Here is an 18,145-nt window from a genome sequence, read left to right on the forward strand (position 1 = left end):
GCCTGCGGCGGCTGAGGAGCGACCCGCCAAGGAATCACCTGGTCTGCGATGCGCCGAAGGTGCTTCGTGCCCTCCGCCGGCCCCCGTGTCGGCGGAGGGTCGTTTGAACCGAGCGTTTGTCCTCGCTCTCCCCATTCGGACATCGCAGCAATGCCTCGAAAAACCTGGGTCCTGAGCGATGAGCCACTAAGATCCACGAAGAACCCCCCTCTGGGAGAGTCGAGTGCAGCGAGGAGAGGGTTTGCGTTGCTGCTCGGGGAGTGCCCCTCAATAGTGAAGTGAGCGCTGCGATTGACCGTTCGACCCTCCCCTCGCTCCGCTCGACCCTCCCTGCCAGGAGGGTGACTTCGAAAGCTGCACGATCTCGAAGGACTTCGTTGGAAGATGGAGGTAGGAAAATCAGGAGGCGTCGAGAGGAATGGGCATGTTGGCGGTTCCACGTCAGGGACGTTCGCCCCAATCCGAATCCGACTTGGCTCTCTTCGTTCTTCATCTTCCTTCCTCCATTTTCCTGCCATCCTCTCGTGTTCTTGCCAGTACGCCCACGGTACCGGTCACTAGTGGTCCGTCTAGCGATAAAAGTCATGTGTCTTTGAATCGCAATCGCTTCGTGCGCGTACTCAGTCTCCGCGGTACTCGTACTCCTACTCGATGGTTTCCGAGTACGCGTACGAGTACGAGTTGTACCCGGGATGACACTGATCGATGGATCGACGACAACGGGTTTCGTATCCCGCAGGGGATACCAGCAAGTAGCCGGCGGTCGAGCGCAGCGAACACCGCCGGAGTCGAATCAAAGCGACACCACGACCCCGATGGGGTCGCAGAAAGTGCTGTGACCCCGTCGGGGTCAATTCTTCATTTCTGATAGATTTCCGGTGGTGCGCTATCGCGACCACCGGCTACTTGCTTTCACCCCTACCGGGGTGATGCATGACAAAGAGCGTTAGACGGACCACTAGCGTCCGGTGGTGCATGACGATGACGGTGCGAACAGGCCCATGGTACGATTTGAGTCATCGCCGCTTGATGATCCGGCGACTTTCGAGTGAATCTTCTCTCTGAAGCGCATGATGAACCAGCCTGAAGACCAACCCACCAGTGACTTGAATGACCCGCTGTTCACCGTCGATCCGCTGGAGTCATTCGATCCTGATTTAACCACGGATCAACCGAGTGGCGGGACGCCGGACGATGTGTTGGATCAGACGATCGATTCTGGAGACGCTCTGAAGCGTGCTGACTCAAAGCAGCCTCGTCCTCCTTCAAATGGCTCCTCCGATAAAACGGACAAAAAGCTCGACGTTGAATCTGCGACGGTGCGATCAGGAAAGGGCAAGCAAGCTGATGTGGCGGCTCGACATGGCAACGATTCCAATGCCCGTTACCGCGCCACCGAGATGCATGCGCGGGGCGGGTTGGGCGCCGTGTTTCGTGCACGAGACAAAGAACTGAAACGGATCGTCGCGCTCAAAGAAATTTTGCCGGAACACTCGGACAATCCGCACTACCAAGAAAAGTTTGTTTTTGAAGCGGAAGTCACCGGGTCATTGGAGCATCCGGGTATCGTTCCCGTTTATGGGCTCGGGCGTTACCAGGACAACCAACCGTACTATGCGATGCGGTTCATACGCGGTGAGTCGTTCAGTGCGGTGATTCGTGCATTCCATCAGGCCAATCCCGATCCGTCACCGGACGTGTACTTGGGGCGGGAATTTCGATCGCTACTGCGGCGGTTGACGGATGCATGTAACGCCATTCACTTTGCCCACGAACATGGGGTGCTGCATCGCGACATCAAGCCCGCGAACATCATGCTCGGCCAATACGGCGAAACCCTGGTGGTCGACTGGGGATTGGCAAAACTGATGGGGCAGTTTCATCCGGTTTCCATTGCCGGCGACCATTCCACCATCATCGGAATTGGCGGCAGCAATTCGTCAAAGACTCGGCTGGGAACCGTTGTCGGCACTCCGATGTTCATGAGTCCCGAACAGGCGCTCGGGGATAGTGAACTGCTCGATGGTCGAACGGACATTTACAGTTTGGGCGCAGTGCTGTTTCAATTGATTACCGGCGAACGCCCCGTTGAAGGCAAGACGTCGCTGGACGTCATTCGAAACGTGCGGGAAGGGAAGATCCGCCGTGTCACTCAGACGAATCCCGCAGCACCTCGGGCTCTGGAATCGATTTGCGAAAAAGCCATGTCGCACAATCCCGATGATCGCTACGCCAAGGCGACGGAGTTGGCCGATGATATCGATCGCTGGTTGAACGATGAACTGGCTTTGGCCCACGCGCCCAACGAGACGGTGTTGGAACGGACGGGACGTTTGATTCGGCGGTACCGAAGCTGGACGATTTCGGGAGCCGCGTCACTGCTGTTGATCACCGCCATTGCAATCGTATCGGTGTTGCTGGTCAATCACGCACGAAAGGCAGAACAGATCGCAAAACTCCAGGCGAAGGAGGCGCACGACGACGCGGTGGCCCGGTACCAGGATTCGCGGGCGGCGATCGACACGTGGCTGGTTCAAAGTAGCGACGCGCTACAGTACTTTCCCGGTAGCCAGGCCGTGCGAAAACGATTGCTCCAGCGCGCGATCGAAGATTATGAAAGGCTTGCCGAGCATGAAAGCAGCGACCCGCAGTTGGAACTTGAACGTGGTCGAGCGATGGTCCGTGTCGGCGACTTGATGCAAATGCAGCAAGATTTCGAGGCGTCCGAAACGTCCTACACTGCTGCGGAAAAAATCTTTCAGGCAGGTACCCAGGGGAATGATCACACGCTCGCTTTTCAGTGCGAATTGGCCGGCGTGCATGTTCGGCGAGGCAGTGGATTGGCCGAGCAGAATCGCATCCTGGATGCCGAAAAGGAGTTTTCCGCGGCCGTCGATCAATTGAAACAGTTGGCGGGTCGAACAAGCAATCCGCTTCCGTGGCGGTCGCTCGCGGCGGCACACCTGAACGCGGGACAACTGTTTGCAGAGCTGGATCCGGAGCGGTCATTGCAGCATTTGACCAACGGATTGGCGGCCTACGAAAAAATCGAAACGGCTGGGGATCCAGAAATTCGACTCGGTATCGCGGTTGCGAATGACACGTTGGGCCAAATCCTTCGCGATCAGGGACAGCATGACGCGGCGACCGAGCGTTTTGCAATCAGCGTCCGCATGCTTGGGGAACTGGTCAATGACCAGCCCGACCGTCCGGAGTACTTACAAGCGCTCGCCTCAGTTTTCGTTTCCAAAGCATCGAGTTTTCGAACTCGTGGATTGCAGCGCAAGTTGTTCGAGACGTTGGAGACCGCCGTCGAGTATTATCGCGCCCTGGTGCAATCACTTCCCGGCGTTCCTCGCCACAGCAGTAATCTGGCGATCACGCTGATCGATTTGGCTTTGGCGAAACATGAAGCTGGATTGAATCGCGAGGCCGAAACGCTGCTTGAAGAAGCCTATCAAATCATCTCTGCTTTGGTGACGACCTATGGAAACTCGCCACGGATGGTAGAGACACTTGCGCTCTGCAATGACGTTCGCGGCCAGGTCTTTCTCGATCTCAAGGAACAGCCCGGTGATGACGCTGCGATGGCGGAAAACCTCCTCTTGCAACTCACGCGTACCGGTGAAACCGATGACGAAATCATGCGTCTGTTTGAACGATTGGCGATCGTCCAAAGCCATTTGGCGCAGGTCTTGCAGCGAACCGGCCAGCCGGATCTGGCTGCGGATCGATTCGATCAGTCGGTCAGTCGATTGAATTCGCTGATCGAGATCAGGGGCCAAGCGCCCAGGCTAGTCAACGCGCTGGCGCATGTGCACTTTCGATACGCATTGTTGCTTGACGCTCGGGACGACGCACAAGCCAACTCGCATTTCGTCAAAGCACGCGAACTCTGGCTGGGAATGAAGGACGATCTGGCGGCCAGCTACGCCCACGATTTCGCTTGGATGCTCGCCATCTGTCCGGATGATTCCGTGCGGGATTTATCAGCCGCTGAGCGGTGGGCGGGTCGAGCCGTCGAATCGGCTCCGGAGAATCCTGAGTTTCACACCACCGCTGCGCTCGTGGCGGCGATGGACGGTCGAGCCGATCGAGCGATCGAAGGGTTCGAAAAATCCCAACAGCTTCGCGGCAGCCGCATCGATCGTGATCTGTACGGGCTGGCGATCGCCTGGCACGCCAACGGAGACATCGAGCAAGCCAGGCAGCTGTTCGGGGATGCGACAGCCTGGCAGGATTCAGAGCGACCCTACGATCACGATTTGACGCGACTTCGCCGTTGGGTTGAAACGAAGTTGGGAACCGAGGAAGAATAGGCAAAAAGAATCGACGAAAGCGAATGGTTGCAGCGGATCGGTCGGCTTGGCCGATTAGGAAAGAAACTCTGCCCACGACGCCCGGAATGCCGCCTTGTCGACTCTTACACGACATCGATTGTTCATGACGGCATGCGTACTCGTTTGCTTCGTCGCCGCTCTCCACATCTCCGTGGCGCCAGCCACGGCGAACGACCTGATTGATTTGACCGTCGGACAATTGAGTGGTTGCAGTTCCGCAAGCAGGGAACCCCAAACGATTGATATGGGTTTGACGGAACAGGTGACGCGGCTGGAAGCGGAGCACTTTCGCTCGGAAACTTCGCCGCTTCGCCAAGCGACGCTGCTGCAGCCGACGCCGTTTCTTCAGCCCGCCAATCCTGTTCTGCCGTCTCCATCGGAACCAGAGGGACGGGCGAGTCTGGCATCGCAATTGTTTGACGAATCGTCGCTCGATCGCAGCTTGCTGATACGGTCGCGCCTGATGGGAAACTCTGGCGTCTTTCAGACGGTTCAGGGCAGCCGAACGGAAACGGCGTTGTCAACCGATGTCGGATCGTTGCTGCGCAAAAGCAAGCAGGTCGTCGGAGTCGACGTCCAACAACGCTCACCGATCATTAGCGACCCCAGAGTCCGCTCGTACAACACCGGGCAATTGTTGACCAAGGGATCCGATTGGGCGGCCGCGCGGCCGGATTTGGATAGCGCGCTCAGCAAAATCAATTCGCGACTGGTCGATTCCGTCCGAGTCATCCGAGGGCCCTACGAACTTCGATACGGAACCGAGTTCGCGGGCATCGATTCACAGTTGCTGTTTCCAGCGATCGACGAACCGGTCGGTGGACTCGCAACGATGGACTATTCAGACAATGGCGATCAGTGGTTTTCGCATCAACGCATGACCACGCGTGTCGGGGACGGGCGTTTGTTACTCGCTTACAGTCATTCCGGAGGCGTCGATTATCGCTCGGGGGAGTTGCTGGTTCCGTCGGGTTTCAAGTCACGCGACGCTTATGCGGCGATGGTTTATCCCCTTCGTGATGACCTGCAACTGTTCGTCAACTATTTGCATTTGGATCAGACCGAAGTCGAATTGCCCGGGCAATTCTTCGATCTTGATTTCCTGGGGGCTGATGGTGGTGATTTACGATTGGTATGGAGTGACGATCCCGCCAGCCACGCCGCGACACTTGAGGCGTGGGGCAATCGAACACGATTTGATGGTGCACCGGCTGACGATCCCAGGGGCGTGCTGCCGGAGGTGGAGGAAGAACTCGGGAACGCGTTTAACGATCCTAGTACGACGCTTCAAGCGTCCACGCGTGGTCGAGTCGTCTCGCAAGGATTCCGCGTCAGCTGGATGGAGAAATTTGACGCAGTCCGTTTTGAAACGGGATTCGACTTGAGATCGAGGCAACGTTCAATCTCGGAAGACTTTCTGATCACCGCCCCGGGTCCGCCGGCGTTTGATACTGAGATCAAGACGAACCTGCCGCGCGGCCACGTGACAACGACCGGCGTCTACTTGCAGGGGAGCGTTGACAACTCCTGTTGTTCAACGACGACCGTTGGCGCACGACTCGACTACGTTGATTGGGCAGTTGAAGCAGCTGACATCCGCGACCGGAGCAACTTCCGTGACGTTACAAATGGAGCGATCAACGTCGACTTGACGCGGAATTCTCGTCTTCCTGCGTTGTACATCATCCGTTCGACCGAATTGTCGTCGGAGCTAACCGTTTATGCTGCGTCAGGATATTCCGAACGGGCTCCGACCTTGGTCGAATCCTATGCCGATGGCGTATTTCTCGGATTGATCCAGAGCGGCATCAGTCGCGTCATCGGAAATCCCAGCTTGGAAGATGAACGAATCATTCAGTGCGATGCGGGCGTCGGCTGGCAGGGAAATCGGTTGCGATGGGGCGTGGATGGTTTCTATACCTGGGCGTTTGATTACGTCACCTTCCAGGCGAACCCGATTGACGTCGTTACCGGCGCAAGGCTTTTGAAATACATCAATACGCCCGAGGCGAGACTTCTTGGCGGTAATGCATACGTCGATTGGCGGGGTCCAGCCGGGACCCACGCTTTTGCGAATTTCTCGTATCTGCGTGGAACCGACGAGTCGATCCATCAGCCACTCGGCCAGATCGCTCCTCCGTCGCTGGTTTGGGGGATACGGACGAATCGGTCGACCTCGCTCGGGGAGATTGCTTGCGAAGTTTCAGTGCGATCGGTCGCCCGCCAATATCGCCAGGGAGTTTATCGCGATGTGCTACCGGTCGTCGGCGTACTGGCACTGGAAGATGAAACACCGGGCTTCAGCACCGTTGGCCTGCGTTTCGATTGGCAACCGCGCGAGCGATTGCGACTGGTCTATGGCGTTGCGAACCTGTTTGACAAATTTTATCAGGAGCACTTGGACTACCGGACCGGACAGGGCGTCTTTCAACCTGGTCGATCGGTCTACTTTGGTGCGGAATGGACGTTGTAAACTGGGCAAGGTTTGCCGGCTGGTCGTAGCGATCGCAATGATCGCGGTGTCGCGACCGATTAATCAAGCAAGAACTCACACGATCAATACCGTTCGATCGAGACATTGTGCGGTGCCCGGATTCTCTCGCGAGCGTCCTCGTTGATGTCAAGCGAATGTCAGCCTCATGGTGCAAGCCCAAGGGCCCACGACCAAGCATGGGCATCTGGAAGGTATTGCGCGGCGGTTCACGTATTCTTTTTTAGCGACGCAAGATCAGGATGCCATTGTGTCGATCCCGATTCGAACCTCCCACTTCCTGCTGCTATCGATATCAGTCCTGATGTCGTTGTTGCTGATCGCTGCAAAGTGCTCCGCGCAAGAGGATTTGGAAGTGGGGGATATTCTGGAGTACGCGGATGAAACTCCGGCGTCAATCGAGAATGCGTTTTCCCTGGCCGATGCAGATTTGGAAGAACAGACGCAGCATTTTCGTGCGGAGACTTCACCGCTTCGTCAGGCAACCCTGTTGCAGCCGACGCCGTTCGGCCAGCCCCGCACGGCATTGCCTCCGCCGACCGCGGCGCCGACACAGGCGACCAGTTTGACCAGCCAACTCTTCGGCCCGTCGTCGTCGTTGGACCGCAGCGTTCTGCGTCAGGCCCGGCTTGGCGTGGCCAGCTACAGCACCGACATCGTGCGTGGTGAAGAGTCAGCGCCGAGTGTGTCAACCGACTTGGGAAGCTTGCTGCGAAAGTCGCCCGGGGCATTGAGTGTGAATACGCAACGACGGACACCGATTGTGAATGATACACGGGTACGAAGTTCACGCATCGGTGCCCTGGCTGCTTCCGGATCGCACTGGGTTCCGGCCCGCGAGGACTTGGATACGGCGCTCAGTAAGATCGATTCGCGTTTGGTCAACGACGTGATCATCGTTCCCGGACCGTACAGCAGTGTTTACGGCCCCGGATTCCATTTTGTCGACTTCGAATTGCTGCAGTCACCCCGTTTCGCTTCCGGTAACGAAGTTCACGGGCGCACCAGCTTTGATCACCAGGCCAACGGCAATCAATGGCTCGGCCAGCAAAGCATTTGGGCCGGCGGAGCAGATTGGGGCGTCCGTGGCAACTACTCGCACCGCTTGGGCGGCGATTACAAAGATGGTGACGGGATGCACGTGCCGTCGAGTTATGAATCACGCGAATTCACGCTCGCGTTCGGACGTGATTTGGGCGACGATCGATCGATTGAGTTTTCGTTAATGCGACTTGACCAAACCGACGTCGAGTTTCCAGGCTATGTGTTTGACATCGACTACTTGGTGACCGACGGATACGAGATCGCGTACATCGATTCAAATCCTGAGATCGCAGATCGCGTGGAGACGGAGGTTTGGTACAACCGCACGCGGTTCGAAGGGAACGCACAAAATCTCGCCAAACGTTCCCAGTTTCCGTTCCTCAATCGAATTCGTTACATCGGATTTACAGACGTGGATTCGATGTCGACCGGGTATCGCCGCGCCCGGACGTGGGGGAATGCCGATGACGATGCCAGTTGGACGCTCGGGCACGATTTGCGCTACGTGAAACAAGAGCTGAATGAAATCGCCAATGCAGTCACGCTCGGGTTCCCGTTTCCCGTGTCCGACCGAAACTCTCCGATCCCCCGGTCGTTTGCGGCCAATCCGGGTTTGTTCGCTGAGTACAATGAACACCTGTTTCATGGAATCACTTTCCGCGCGGGTGGACGCGTCGACTACGTTCAAACCGATATCGTGGCCGACGCCGGCGAACTGGCGGAGGTGGGGCTGGATCAAAATCCGGCGTCGTTTGACGAAATCGTTGGAACGTCTGACTACCAAACGGATCGTGTGATGTGGAGTCTCTACGCCACACTGACGCGACAGCATCACGAAGGACTGTCGACATCCGCGTCGCTAGGATTCGGTCAGCGAGCCCCAACCCTGACCGAATTGTACGCCGCGCAGCCGTTCCTGTTGTTGCTTCAAAACGGACTCAACAACGTGACCGGCGATCCGGGGCTGAAGCAAGAGAAGCTGTTGCAAGCTGACCTGAGCATCGACCAGGACGGGGACTATGTTCGCAGCGGCGTGCGTGGGTTTTATGGTTGGGCGTTTGACTACATCACCCTGGAAAACACGCGTGCGTTTCCGAGCCGTTCGAACACGGAACAAGTAAGTTTGCGATACGTCAATACGAGTCTGGCGACTCTTGCCGGGTTTGAATCCTTCATGGAGTTGTTGCCGAAAGCAAAAGTGTCTCCATTCGTGACCATGCGATATGTCGACGGACGCGATCGAACACGAAACGGTGACTTTGCAACAACCAATGGTGCACAGGGGAGTCCTTCACAGAAGATCTTTGGACTTTCGCGAGGAGCGTTCAGTGGTGTCGGCGGCAACGACTCCGAGCCTCTACCGGGGATTTCGCCACTGGAGGCCCGAGTCGGCGTTCGCTTGCGTGACGAGGCAAACGATCCAGCATGGAACGCTGAAATCGCTGCACGGATCGTTGACAACCAAGATCGGATTGCAACAAGTTTGCTGGAGAACGCGACTGCCGGATATACCGTCTTCGACGTGCGAGCAACCTATCACCCCCGATCCAAAGATAACCTTCTCTTCGTTTTCGGGGTCGAAAACTTCACTGACAAAACGTACCGCGAGCACCTTGATTTTCGCTCACTAACGGGCGTGCCGGTCTTCCAGCCCGGCGTCAACGCCTATTTCGGTATGGACTGGACTTACTGATCGAGATTTCGTCGTTGCAGCGGCATCACCTTGTGAGCGGATGATTTCGCAATTGGGCATCAAGACCAGTGAACAAGAAGCCACGACATCCGGCACCGACCGACCGCCCAACAGCACCAGAAGCTCAACCAAAAGCGACGTGGACATGACGCGTACGATGGAATGACTCTCGGCGCCGCTGTTTGGTCGGTCGGAAAGAGGTGGTTGAGTCGTGCGTTGATCTTGGTGCGATCGGTGTTTATCCGACTGAAATGCGACGCTGACGGTGCGGATCAGGGTGAAGTGGTTTCGCAGGCGTCTGCCGAGGATTTGTTGGGCTTCTAGAACCGGGTCGTCGACCTGAGCGGTCTTGAAAAAATGAGACGCTCGTTTCGGTTGTCCGCGGCAAATTGGCTGCGGTTTCGGCAACGCGATCCTGGACAAAAGGCGCATTCACACCACTCGCATAGGGCGTCTCGTTCGTCAATTGCTCCGCGGTGGCAAGATCGCCCGCAAGCAGATTGCCATCACCATCAAGGGTAACGGTCGAGGCGACATAGATCACACCATCGATCACACGCAGGTTATTGAGGTCATAAAAGGTGATCAGCCCATCGCCGTCAATATCCTGCGCGCCAAGGTCGGCCGGGATCTCGCCCTGGTTGATCCAGATGTTCAGAAACAGATCACGATGATCGAGATCGATGCCGGAATCGACCACACCGACGACTGTTTGCATGCTCCCGACGGACTGGTCCCAGGCCGCTTCGGCGCCGATTTGCGTCAATCCTTCTAGCAGCTCCGGTACATACTCGGAATCATTCGGCTGTGTTGCCTGTCCGGTAATCATCGAGTTCAAGCTGCACGACCCGACGGATTCGTTTCGGCTCAGGCTCGATTCAACGTCCGCCGAACTCACTCCTTCGCCGCGAACTAGCATCAGACCTTTCGCGCCGAGTCCGGCGATGACGTGGAAGTTGTTGAAGCCGTCGTCGAGGTGTTCGTCGGCCGTCGCAAGGTTGCGTACACGCTGCGCCGTGAATTCGTTTAGCTGGATGATCCACTCGCCGGCCGCGAGTTCATGCGGACCCTGGACCCCCGCCGGGTAAATCGGATCCTCGTCGGCCAGGGACTCTTAGCTGACTCGCGGAACGTCGTCGTAGGATTCGAACCAGGTGATCGGCGCGGGGGAGGGGATGTCAGCGGCGAGTAGGTAGCGGGATTCGAGTTGCTCGAGCCGCAGTCGTAGCTGGTGCCGCTTGGCCAATCGGTTTCGGAACGCTCGGGTCCAGCGGGAGCTGTGGGAGTGATTCATTGGGTCGCAATGGGGCGGGTTGGTCGTGGAGTATGAATCGTCTGCGGAGGATGGACGGTGATAGTGGTGGGGGAGGCGATGGGAGGTGGCAGAATGATGGGTGGAGCGTGTGAATTCCCCCTCACCCCAGCAGAACACTGTGCGTGTTTGTGCGGTTGAAAGTCATGACCTGTCTTTGTTTGATGCGATTAGGGTTGCGGTGGTGGGCCGTTGAGGACGATGTAGCCGGTTTGAAAGATGGCGGCGAGGATGCGGGTTCCGTCGGGCGAGAATCTCAATTCGCTGATCCAGGGAGCTTCCGGGGCAATGTCCAGGTCTCGCCATCGGTCGAGCAGGTCCACCCGGCACAGCAGTCGGCCCGTCTCGACATGGCTGAATGCGAGTTGGCGTTCTTTGTCACCGCTGACGATGGTTTTCCCGTCAGGCGAAAAGGCGATCGATTCGATCTTGCTCTGGTGGGCGTAGATCACGTGTCGCAAGCTACCGTCGGCGACATTCCAAACTCGAATGGTTCGGTCATCGCTGGCGCTAGCCAACACCCGGCCGTCGGGGCTGAAGGCGAAACTGTCGACCGAGTTTTGATGACCGGGAATCCGCATCGGTTCGGTTTCGCGCTTCCCCGAGTCAGATGAACTGCCCAGGTCAAACAGGTAGATGTCGTTTTGGACCGCCGCGGCGATCAACAGCTCGGTCGGTGAAACGGCAACCGATTTGCATAGGTCTTCGAAGTGATGCAAGACGACGGGCTCAAGACTTTCGGGCGCCCAGCGGATCACTTGGCCGTCTTGGCCGCACGAAATCAGCGAGCCATCGTGGGGCAAGTAGGCCAACGCGTGCACAGGTCCTTCGTGCTCGTGGAACTCGCTTTCGATCTGCCGTGATTCGGCATCCCAGATTCGTATCGTGCCCTGTTCGTGCCCGGTCGCGATTTTGGAGCCGTCTTGTGAAAGGGCGATCGACTGGATCCAATCGGGAAGCACTTCGCTTTCCTGCTTGCGACCCGTTTCCAGGTCCCAAAACACCAACTGCTTTTCCCCGGTGACGACCAGACGGTGGTCATCGATCCAGACGGCTTGCGGTTCCAGACGATTCGACCCCGTGGGATAGCGATGGATGGATTGTGCCGTCCAGGTCCGCAACGTGCCGTCGCGACAACCGGTCACCAAGGTTTCGCCATCGGGGGAAAAGTCCAACGACCAGATCCGATCGTCATGGGCAACAAACGCGTCGGGTCAATTCGAAATTCGCGTGTTGTCGGATTCCGTTTTGTCAACGTTTTCCTTCGGCGGACCGTCACGTCGAATCCTCCAAGTCCGCACGACGCCCGATTTGTCCGAGGATGCGATCAGGTTCCCGTCGGGATGAAACGCGATGTCCTGGACGTCATCCAAATGGCCTCGAAAGCGCTCAAGCACTTCACCCGTTTCCGCATCCCACAACGTGATTTGGTGGTCACTCTTTCCGCCTGCGATCCATCGGCCGTCGGGTGAGAATTGCAAACAGCGGATGAACCCGCTCGGCCCGATCTCCAGCGAGCAGATCACGTCGCGGGTCTTCAGGTCATACACCCGCGCCGTCTTGTACTGGTCGGCAGCGACGCAGCGAGTTCGGTCGGGCGAGCAAACCAGTCGACTTTTGATGCCGTGGTGCGGAAATGTCGCATAGCCGCGGAGGCGAGCGATGATTTCCAAACTGGACGGATCCCAAAGTTTGACCTCCGGTTCTTCGCCCGACGAGAGGATCAACTGGCCATCGAGGGCATACCAAACGCGATTGACGTGTCCTTCGTCCACCTTGACGTGGCGAATTTCTTCCCCCGATTCGATCTCCCAAAACCGCAGGAAATGATCATCACCGGCCGAGGCCAGGATTTTGCCGTTCGGGGAAAGGTCGATGTCGTTGGTGAAAGAGCCATGGCCCTTGAGGGTGCGGACGGGCTGAAAAGATTGGGCATCGTAAATCCCGATCTTGCCGTTGTAGTGGCCGCTAACCAAGTAACCGCCGTCACTCGTGAACCGAGTCAAACAGACTCCGCTTCCCGCTGTCTTCAGGGATTGATAGTCGACGACACCCAAGCCGCGCAGGAACCACCATTCGAACCCTCTCAGATCGACAGCTTCCGTTGCAGGACGATGACGATCCAATTGGTCGACGAAGCTGCGAAGATCACCATCTTGCAGCGACTGTCCTGCCAAGCGGATGTCGGAGGCATAAACCAGTTGTCTTGAAAATCGCTCTCGCTGCTCGGCCAATCCGCGCAGACGCCGTTGTTCGGCTTCCGCCGCCTCGGCTAGACGTAAAGCTGTTTGTGTTCGCTGCTGTTCTTGCGCCACCGCTTCCAGTCGATCTTCGGCAAGTTGCTCTGCGAGCGTCGCGCGAACCGCTTGCCAAGTTGCCAGCGCGGCACCACCGGCCAAGGAAGCGATCAACACCATTGAGAAAGCGAGCGCGGCACGGTGGCGACTGGCAAATTTTGAAACTCGGTAAAGCTGTGTCGGTGGTCCGGCGGAGACCGGTTCACGTGCCAGGTAGCGTTTGACATCGTCGGCCAAGGCGTCCACCGTCGGATAACGGCGATCCGGATCCTTTTCGATCGCCTTCATCGCGATCCAATCCAAATCGCCCTTGAGTGGATTCGCACCCAAGCATTTCGATTCGACGTGAGTGCTCGGTTTGCGAGCTTCTTCCTCGCTCAGGATACGCCTCAACTCTGCCAAGTCGACGCGAAACGCTCTCAAGCGATGAAACGGCGTCTGACCACAAAGCAACTCATAGAGAACGACTCCCAGGGAATAGACGTTCGTCCTGGTATCGATGTCCGCAGGACACTCGGCCTGCTCGGGGCTGATGTAAAGGGGTGTGCCGATCAGTTGATCGAGCCGAGTCACCGCGGTTTGGTTCTCGTCCTCTGTTTCGAGGGCCTTGGCGACACCGAAGTCGATCACCTTCGCAGTCGGTTTTCCATCGACCTCAGTGACAAGGATGTTCGATGGTTTTAGATCTCGATGAAGGATGCCTTTTTGATGCGCGTGCTGAACGGCGTAGCAGGCATCGCAGAACAGTTTTAGACGCTCCTCAAGGCTTGATTGGGCATGCTCGCAATGATCCGAAATCGGCAACCCTTCGACGCGTTCCATCACAAAATAGGGTCGACCGGCGTCCGTGCTGCCGACGTCAAAAAACTTTGCGATGTTGGGGTGATTCATCAACGCCAAGGTCTGACGCTCGGTATCGAATCGACGCAGCACTTCGCGGGTGTCCATCCCAGGTTTGATGACCTTGATGGCGACACGACGCCGGACGGGGACGGATTGATCGGCGTCATAGACGACGCCATAACCGCCTTCTCCTAGGATCGAACCGATCGTGAATTGGCCAATCGTGGATCCCGGTGTCAGTCGCGAATGGATGTCCAAGAAAAAGTCCAGATCGTCACCACTGGTGAGGCCGTTGGCGTGATCGATGAAAAAACTGCCCGCAATCTGATGGGCCCGAAGCAATTCACCAATTTCCCGACGGAGGTCTGCTTCATTGCCGCATTCTTGATCGACAAAATCCTCTATTGATTCTGCACGTACACCTGCCTGCAGCGCGGCGCCGAAGCCTAATGCAAGGATAGCGAGAATTCGCCGCAGCGTACCACCCCCCCCCCAGCTTAGGTGCGTGCAAATGGACACTGGATTCTATCCTGCCATACGGCTCGAGCCACGACAGAGTCTGCCGGATTCACCGCACCAGTGCCCCAAGCTCTTCGTTCATTTCTCTGTGGTGAAACGGTAGCCGTGGCGTTTGGCATTAAGAATCCTCAGAAACGAATGAATTGGATGCCTTGAGGAATTCGAGAAATTCGGATTTTTCGAGTCCCCCTTCTCGCCATCGCAGAACGCTCCCTTCCGGATCGGTAACGATCGTGACGGGAGAGCCGACGATGTTGTAGCGAGCTAACACAGCAGCGTCGTCAGGGTCGTCCACGTCAATTTCCACAGGGATGAATTCCGCATTGACCGATGCCGCCACCTGTTCGTCGGCCCATACGTTGCGTTTCATAATCCGACACGGAACGCACCACTCGCCGGTAAAATAGAGCAGTATGGGTTTCCCAGTCTGAATGGCTTTCGTTTGAGCAGAAGCGTAGCTTTCAGCCCAAGCGACGCGATTGGAGGGGACGTAATAGCAGTACCAAGCGTAGGCGAGTGAGATAACGAGAAAGGAAAGCCAGAAGCATCGCCAAAAATGGAAAAACGATTTGCCATTAGGTCGTGATTCGTGGTCGCCGGTGATTGGGAATTTGGATTGCATGTCGTTCCTATTGGATCGCTAGGTTACAGGGGCCGGATTTACACCTCTACCATGGCAACCGCCAAATCTCTCAATTGCCCGACAACAAAGTGAGAAGAGATCCTGATGGCTGGGCAGACGATGAGCCTGATTGCAACGGAGCAAAGGAACTGATTAGCAGAAATCACGTGATTCTGCGTTCAGAAGGGTACGAGTACGGAACGACTGGCTGAGTCGCCACAAGGGTTTGTTGATCAAGGTGGCTCGATCCTTCGCGCAGTCAATACACGATCGCGACGACCTGCTTCAATAAATCGCATTCCAAGTGTGGAAGTCGATCCCGGGGTACAAGACGCAAGTTGCTGAGTCCACATGGCTCTATCGCGTCGCTCTCTACACCGCGATCAACTGGTCACGCAAGGAAACAGCGAGGGCAAAACGAATGCGCGAGTTCCGTGATCAGCCGTTGCGAGTGCTCCAAGACCAAACCACGACTGCCCCGCGTGTGGAATGGCTGTACGAACGAGTTGCTCAACTTGAACCGGTTGACCGATTGCTCACGCTGCTTTTGCTCGACGGATTCAGCTATCGCGAAATGTCAGAAACCGTGGGCATTTCTGAGAGCAATGTCGGCGTCCGGATCAATCGGATCAAGAAGAAAATGACGAAACAACTCATGCTGGAGAAAGACCATGAGCTTTGACGAAATCCAGTCGATCTGGGACTCTCAACAGCCGCTCGACGACTCAGTCGATGCCGATGCACTCAAGTCAGGCATCGAGGCAAGAAACCGTCTGTTTACACGGACTGTTGGAGCCACGGAAGTCGCCATGACGCTTACCCTACTATTCGTTGCTGCAATGTTCATGAAGGACCCGCTACTTCAGGGCCATGATCGCATCCTGCTGGTTCCCGGTATCGCCAGCCTATTGGCCGCAATGTTTGTCTGGACTGGCCGAATCGCGCGCAAGAAACGGGAGATGCGCTTCGATGCTTCCCTGCTTGGGATCGTCGAGCAATCCATCGACGCGAAACCGTGTGCCTCTTGCTGTCACTGCATTGCTGATTAGACGAGCAAGAGCCTTCGCGAATATGCAACTGGCACTGCTCCGCTACTCGGAGAAGGAGTATCAGATCGCTCTTGAGCATTTGCAACAATGCGATGCGAAGTGGATGAATCGATATTGGGAGTGGTATCGCGAAGCGTTCCTGCAGAGGTTTGCAACAAACCCGAAAGTCCGGCGGAATGATTGACCGTGCCGCCAAGTCTGCGAAATCATCGGACTACTGAACTAATGACCAGACTGCCGCCGATCGCTTGAACCTGACCCACTGATGAGTGACAATTTAGCCACCCGGCGGTTGCTATTTGAAGCGAAGATTTGGGACCATCACATCTGACGCACTGATTGGTATGCAGACCTGGCGAGACGCCGCGTCCGGCGAGGGTGAGCAACAACTGCAATACCGCCGAATTGGCGAAAATGAAATGACACTCACCGGATCAGCGTCTGATTCTGGAGGTACAGACTGGGTCGTGAGGTTCAAACGAAAGAATTGATACTTGTTCGTTCTTGTCAGGCTGATAGACGGCGAGGCGGTCGCGCTTCTTCGTTGCCGACCCACCATCACAGCAACATAGCATCAGATGCAGTTTGTGATTGATTGATCCTCCTCAGTAGAAGACTTCGAATCCCGATTCATTTCCAATTCTCTCAGTTCCCGTTGAGAACAACTATGAAGACATTTTTTCTTGATTGCAGTCGCGTGGCCTTAATCGGCTTGGCTATGACGTTGCCTCTTGTGGTTGCCGCATCCTCAACTGCGCAAGAGTCTGATCAAGCGGTCGAATCGGCCGGCACCCAATCGCAGCCTGATTCGGAGTACCATGAGACGCTCAAGCCACTTGCCCAATTTGTTGGTCGTTGGCGATCCGAACGTCGAAGCGCAACAGGAGAACTAAAATCCATACGGAATGACAAATATAGTTGGCTCCATGAAGGTCGAGCGATGCGCCTTGAATGGACTGAAAAGTCTCTCGATGGAGACCTAAAAGCCTCTGCCTCCTACATTTTCTACTTCGATGGAGCCGAACGGAAAATCAAGTTCCTGGGTACAGGGAGCTATGGAATTGTCGAGGGCGGCACATTGGCGAGCAATGGTGATAACGGTCTGATGTGGAATGTGTACTTCATCTTTGCGAACGGCAATCAGGGACGGTTTAAATTTCGGAGTCATGTGCAGGACGATGGCAAGCGTCTGACGCTTGGCTGGAGCAAGATAAGTGGATCCGGGTCCAACGAACTCGGCCCATTCGAGTACGAGCGAATTGACTAGCTATTTTGACGTCTATCGGGACCTGACGCCTGCGGTTAACTTGGAAAGATTCATCTCCTGCGAAGCTCGACGAACGCAACAGCCAGGGACGCATCGTGCGAGAATGTCAACAAAACTCCCTCGCTCCGTCGATGGAAAGTGTTTGCGGTTTTTCCAGGCCAGCCATGTAACTGAGTCCTCGAGCGTTGGTTCGTCGCATTGCCTTGATGTGATTCCTCTGCTCAACCACTGTGCTAGCGACTGTCGGGCTGCTGTTCGTCATGTGCATTTTCGCACGCATGGTCGCGGTTTTCATGCCTGGAGACGCCTACCCGATTGAAATGCTGGAGACGTCCGCGCCTGGTCGCTATGTTGGGCTTATGTCTGACGTCACCCAGATTCTCGCACAGATCGAAAAGGGTAAGGCCGCAGCGGCTGACCAGTTGCTGCCGCTGGTGTATGAAGAGCTCCGTAAACTGGCTGCGGCCCGCTTAAAGCATGAAAAGCCCGGCCAAACGCTGCAGGCGACTGCACTCGTTCACGAGGCGTATGTGCGGCTTGTCCAAGCAGGGAATCCCCAGCAATGGGACTCGAAGGGCCATTTCTTCGCTGCCGCCGCGGAAGCGATGAGACGGATATTAGTCGATCAGGCGCGTCGTAAAAAATCGCTTCGTTCGGGTGGGAATCGC

Annotated in this window: 12 protein-coding genes and 1 pseudogene; 7 read left to right on the forward strand and 6 right to left on the reverse strand. The window is 56.4% G+C overall.

Features of this window, described 5'->3' with window-relative positions; translation table 11 throughout:
* Positions 1-1,070 precede the first annotated feature (1,070 nt).
* From NZK35_RS19920 to NZK35_RS19930, 3 genes are all read left to right on the forward strand, one after another.
* Complete coding sequence (locus NZK35_RS19920) at positions 1,071-4,319, forward strand: serine/threonine-protein kinase (RefSeq protein WP_259634280.1); 3,249 nt, start codon at positions 1,071-1,073, stop codon at positions 4,317-4,319.
* Positions 4,320-4,584: 265 nt separating this feature from the next.
* Complete coding sequence (locus tag NZK35_RS19925; RefSeq protein ID WP_259634281.1) at positions 4,585-6,813, forward strand: TonB-dependent receptor domain-containing protein; 2,229 nt, start codon at positions 4,585-4,587, stop codon at positions 6,811-6,813.
* Between the two features lie 322 nt (positions 6,814-7,135).
* Positions 7,136-9,568 (forward strand): TonB-dependent receptor, encoded by a 2,433-nt coding sequence (locus tag NZK35_RS19930; protein WP_259634282.1) that lies wholly within the window; start codon positions 7,136-7,138, stop codon positions 9,566-9,568.
* Between the two features lie 238 nt (positions 9,569-9,806).
* Here the strand turns inward: NZK35_RS19930 and NZK35_RS19935 are convergent, their stop codons facing one another.
* From NZK35_RS19935 to NZK35_RS19960, 6 genes and pseudogenes are all read right to left on the reverse strand, one after another.
* Complete coding sequence (locus NZK35_RS19935; protein ID WP_259634283.1) at positions 9,807-10,397, reverse strand: hypothetical protein; 591 nt, start codon at positions 10,395-10,397, stop codon at positions 9,807-9,809.
* Between the two features lie 285 nt (positions 10,398-10,682).
* Positions 10,683-10,862 (reverse strand): LEPR-XLL domain-containing protein, encoded by a 180-nt coding sequence (locus NZK35_RS19940; protein WP_145385986.1) that lies wholly within the window; start codon positions 10,860-10,862, stop codon positions 10,683-10,685.
* Between the two features lie 188 nt (positions 10,863-11,050).
* The gene (locus NZK35_RS19945) at positions 11,051-11,461 is read right to left on the reverse strand and encodes a WD40 repeat domain-containing protein (protein ID WP_259634289.1); all 411 of its coding nucleotides are present in this window, start codon (positions 11,459-11,461) and stop codon (positions 11,051-11,053) included.
* Positions 11,462-11,638: 177 nt separating this feature from the next.
* Positions 11,639-12,073 (reverse strand): annotated as a pseudogene (locus tag NZK35_RS19950) (WD40 repeat domain-containing protein); the annotation flags it as partial.
* 21 nt (positions 12,074-12,094) lie between these two features.
* Positions 12,095-14,362 (reverse strand): serine/threonine-protein kinase, encoded by a 2,268-nt coding sequence (locus NZK35_RS19955; protein WP_259634284.1) that lies wholly within the window; start codon positions 14,360-14,362, stop codon positions 12,095-12,097.
* A 295-nt stretch (positions 14,363-14,657) separates the two neighbouring features.
* Positions 14,658-15,161: a thioredoxin family protein gene (locus NZK35_RS19960; RefSeq protein ID WP_259634285.1), complete on the reverse strand. Its 504-nt coding sequence runs from the start codon at positions 15,159-15,161 to the stop codon at positions 14,658-14,660.
* A gap of 304 nt (positions 15,162-15,465) precedes the next feature.
* Here NZK35_RS19960 and NZK35_RS19965 point away from each other — a divergent pair, with 304 nt between their 5' ends.
* The 4 genes from NZK35_RS19965 to NZK35_RS19980 all read left to right on the forward strand — a co-directional run.
* The gene (locus NZK35_RS19965; protein ID WP_259634286.1) at positions 15,466-15,843 is read left to right on the forward strand and encodes an RNA polymerase sigma factor; all 378 of its coding nucleotides are present in this window, start codon (positions 15,466-15,468) and stop codon (positions 15,841-15,843) included.
* Positions 15,833-16,210, forward strand: coding sequence for a hypothetical protein (locus NZK35_RS19970; RefSeq protein ID WP_259634287.1), 378 nt, complete (start codon positions 15,833-15,835; stop codon positions 16,208-16,210). The genes NZK35_RS19965 and NZK35_RS19970 overlap by 11 nt, the downstream gene beginning before the upstream one ends.
* Before the next feature lie 667 nt (positions 16,211-16,877).
* Positions 16,878-17,477 carry a hypothetical protein gene (locus NZK35_RS19975; protein WP_259634288.1) on the forward strand — a complete coding sequence of 200 codons (600 nt, stop codon included), beginning with the start codon at positions 16,878-16,880 and terminating at the stop codon, positions 17,475-17,477.
* A gap of 359 nt (positions 17,478-17,836) precedes the next feature.
* The coding region (locus NZK35_RS19980; protein WP_259634290.1) for an ECF-type sigma factor at positions 17,837-18,145 on the forward strand (309 nt) is incomplete at its 3' end.

The organism is Stieleria sedimenti (assembly GCF_025060895.1).
Lineage (GTDB): Bacteria > Planctomycetota > Planctomycetia > Pirellulales > Pirellulaceae > Stieleria > Stieleria sedimenti.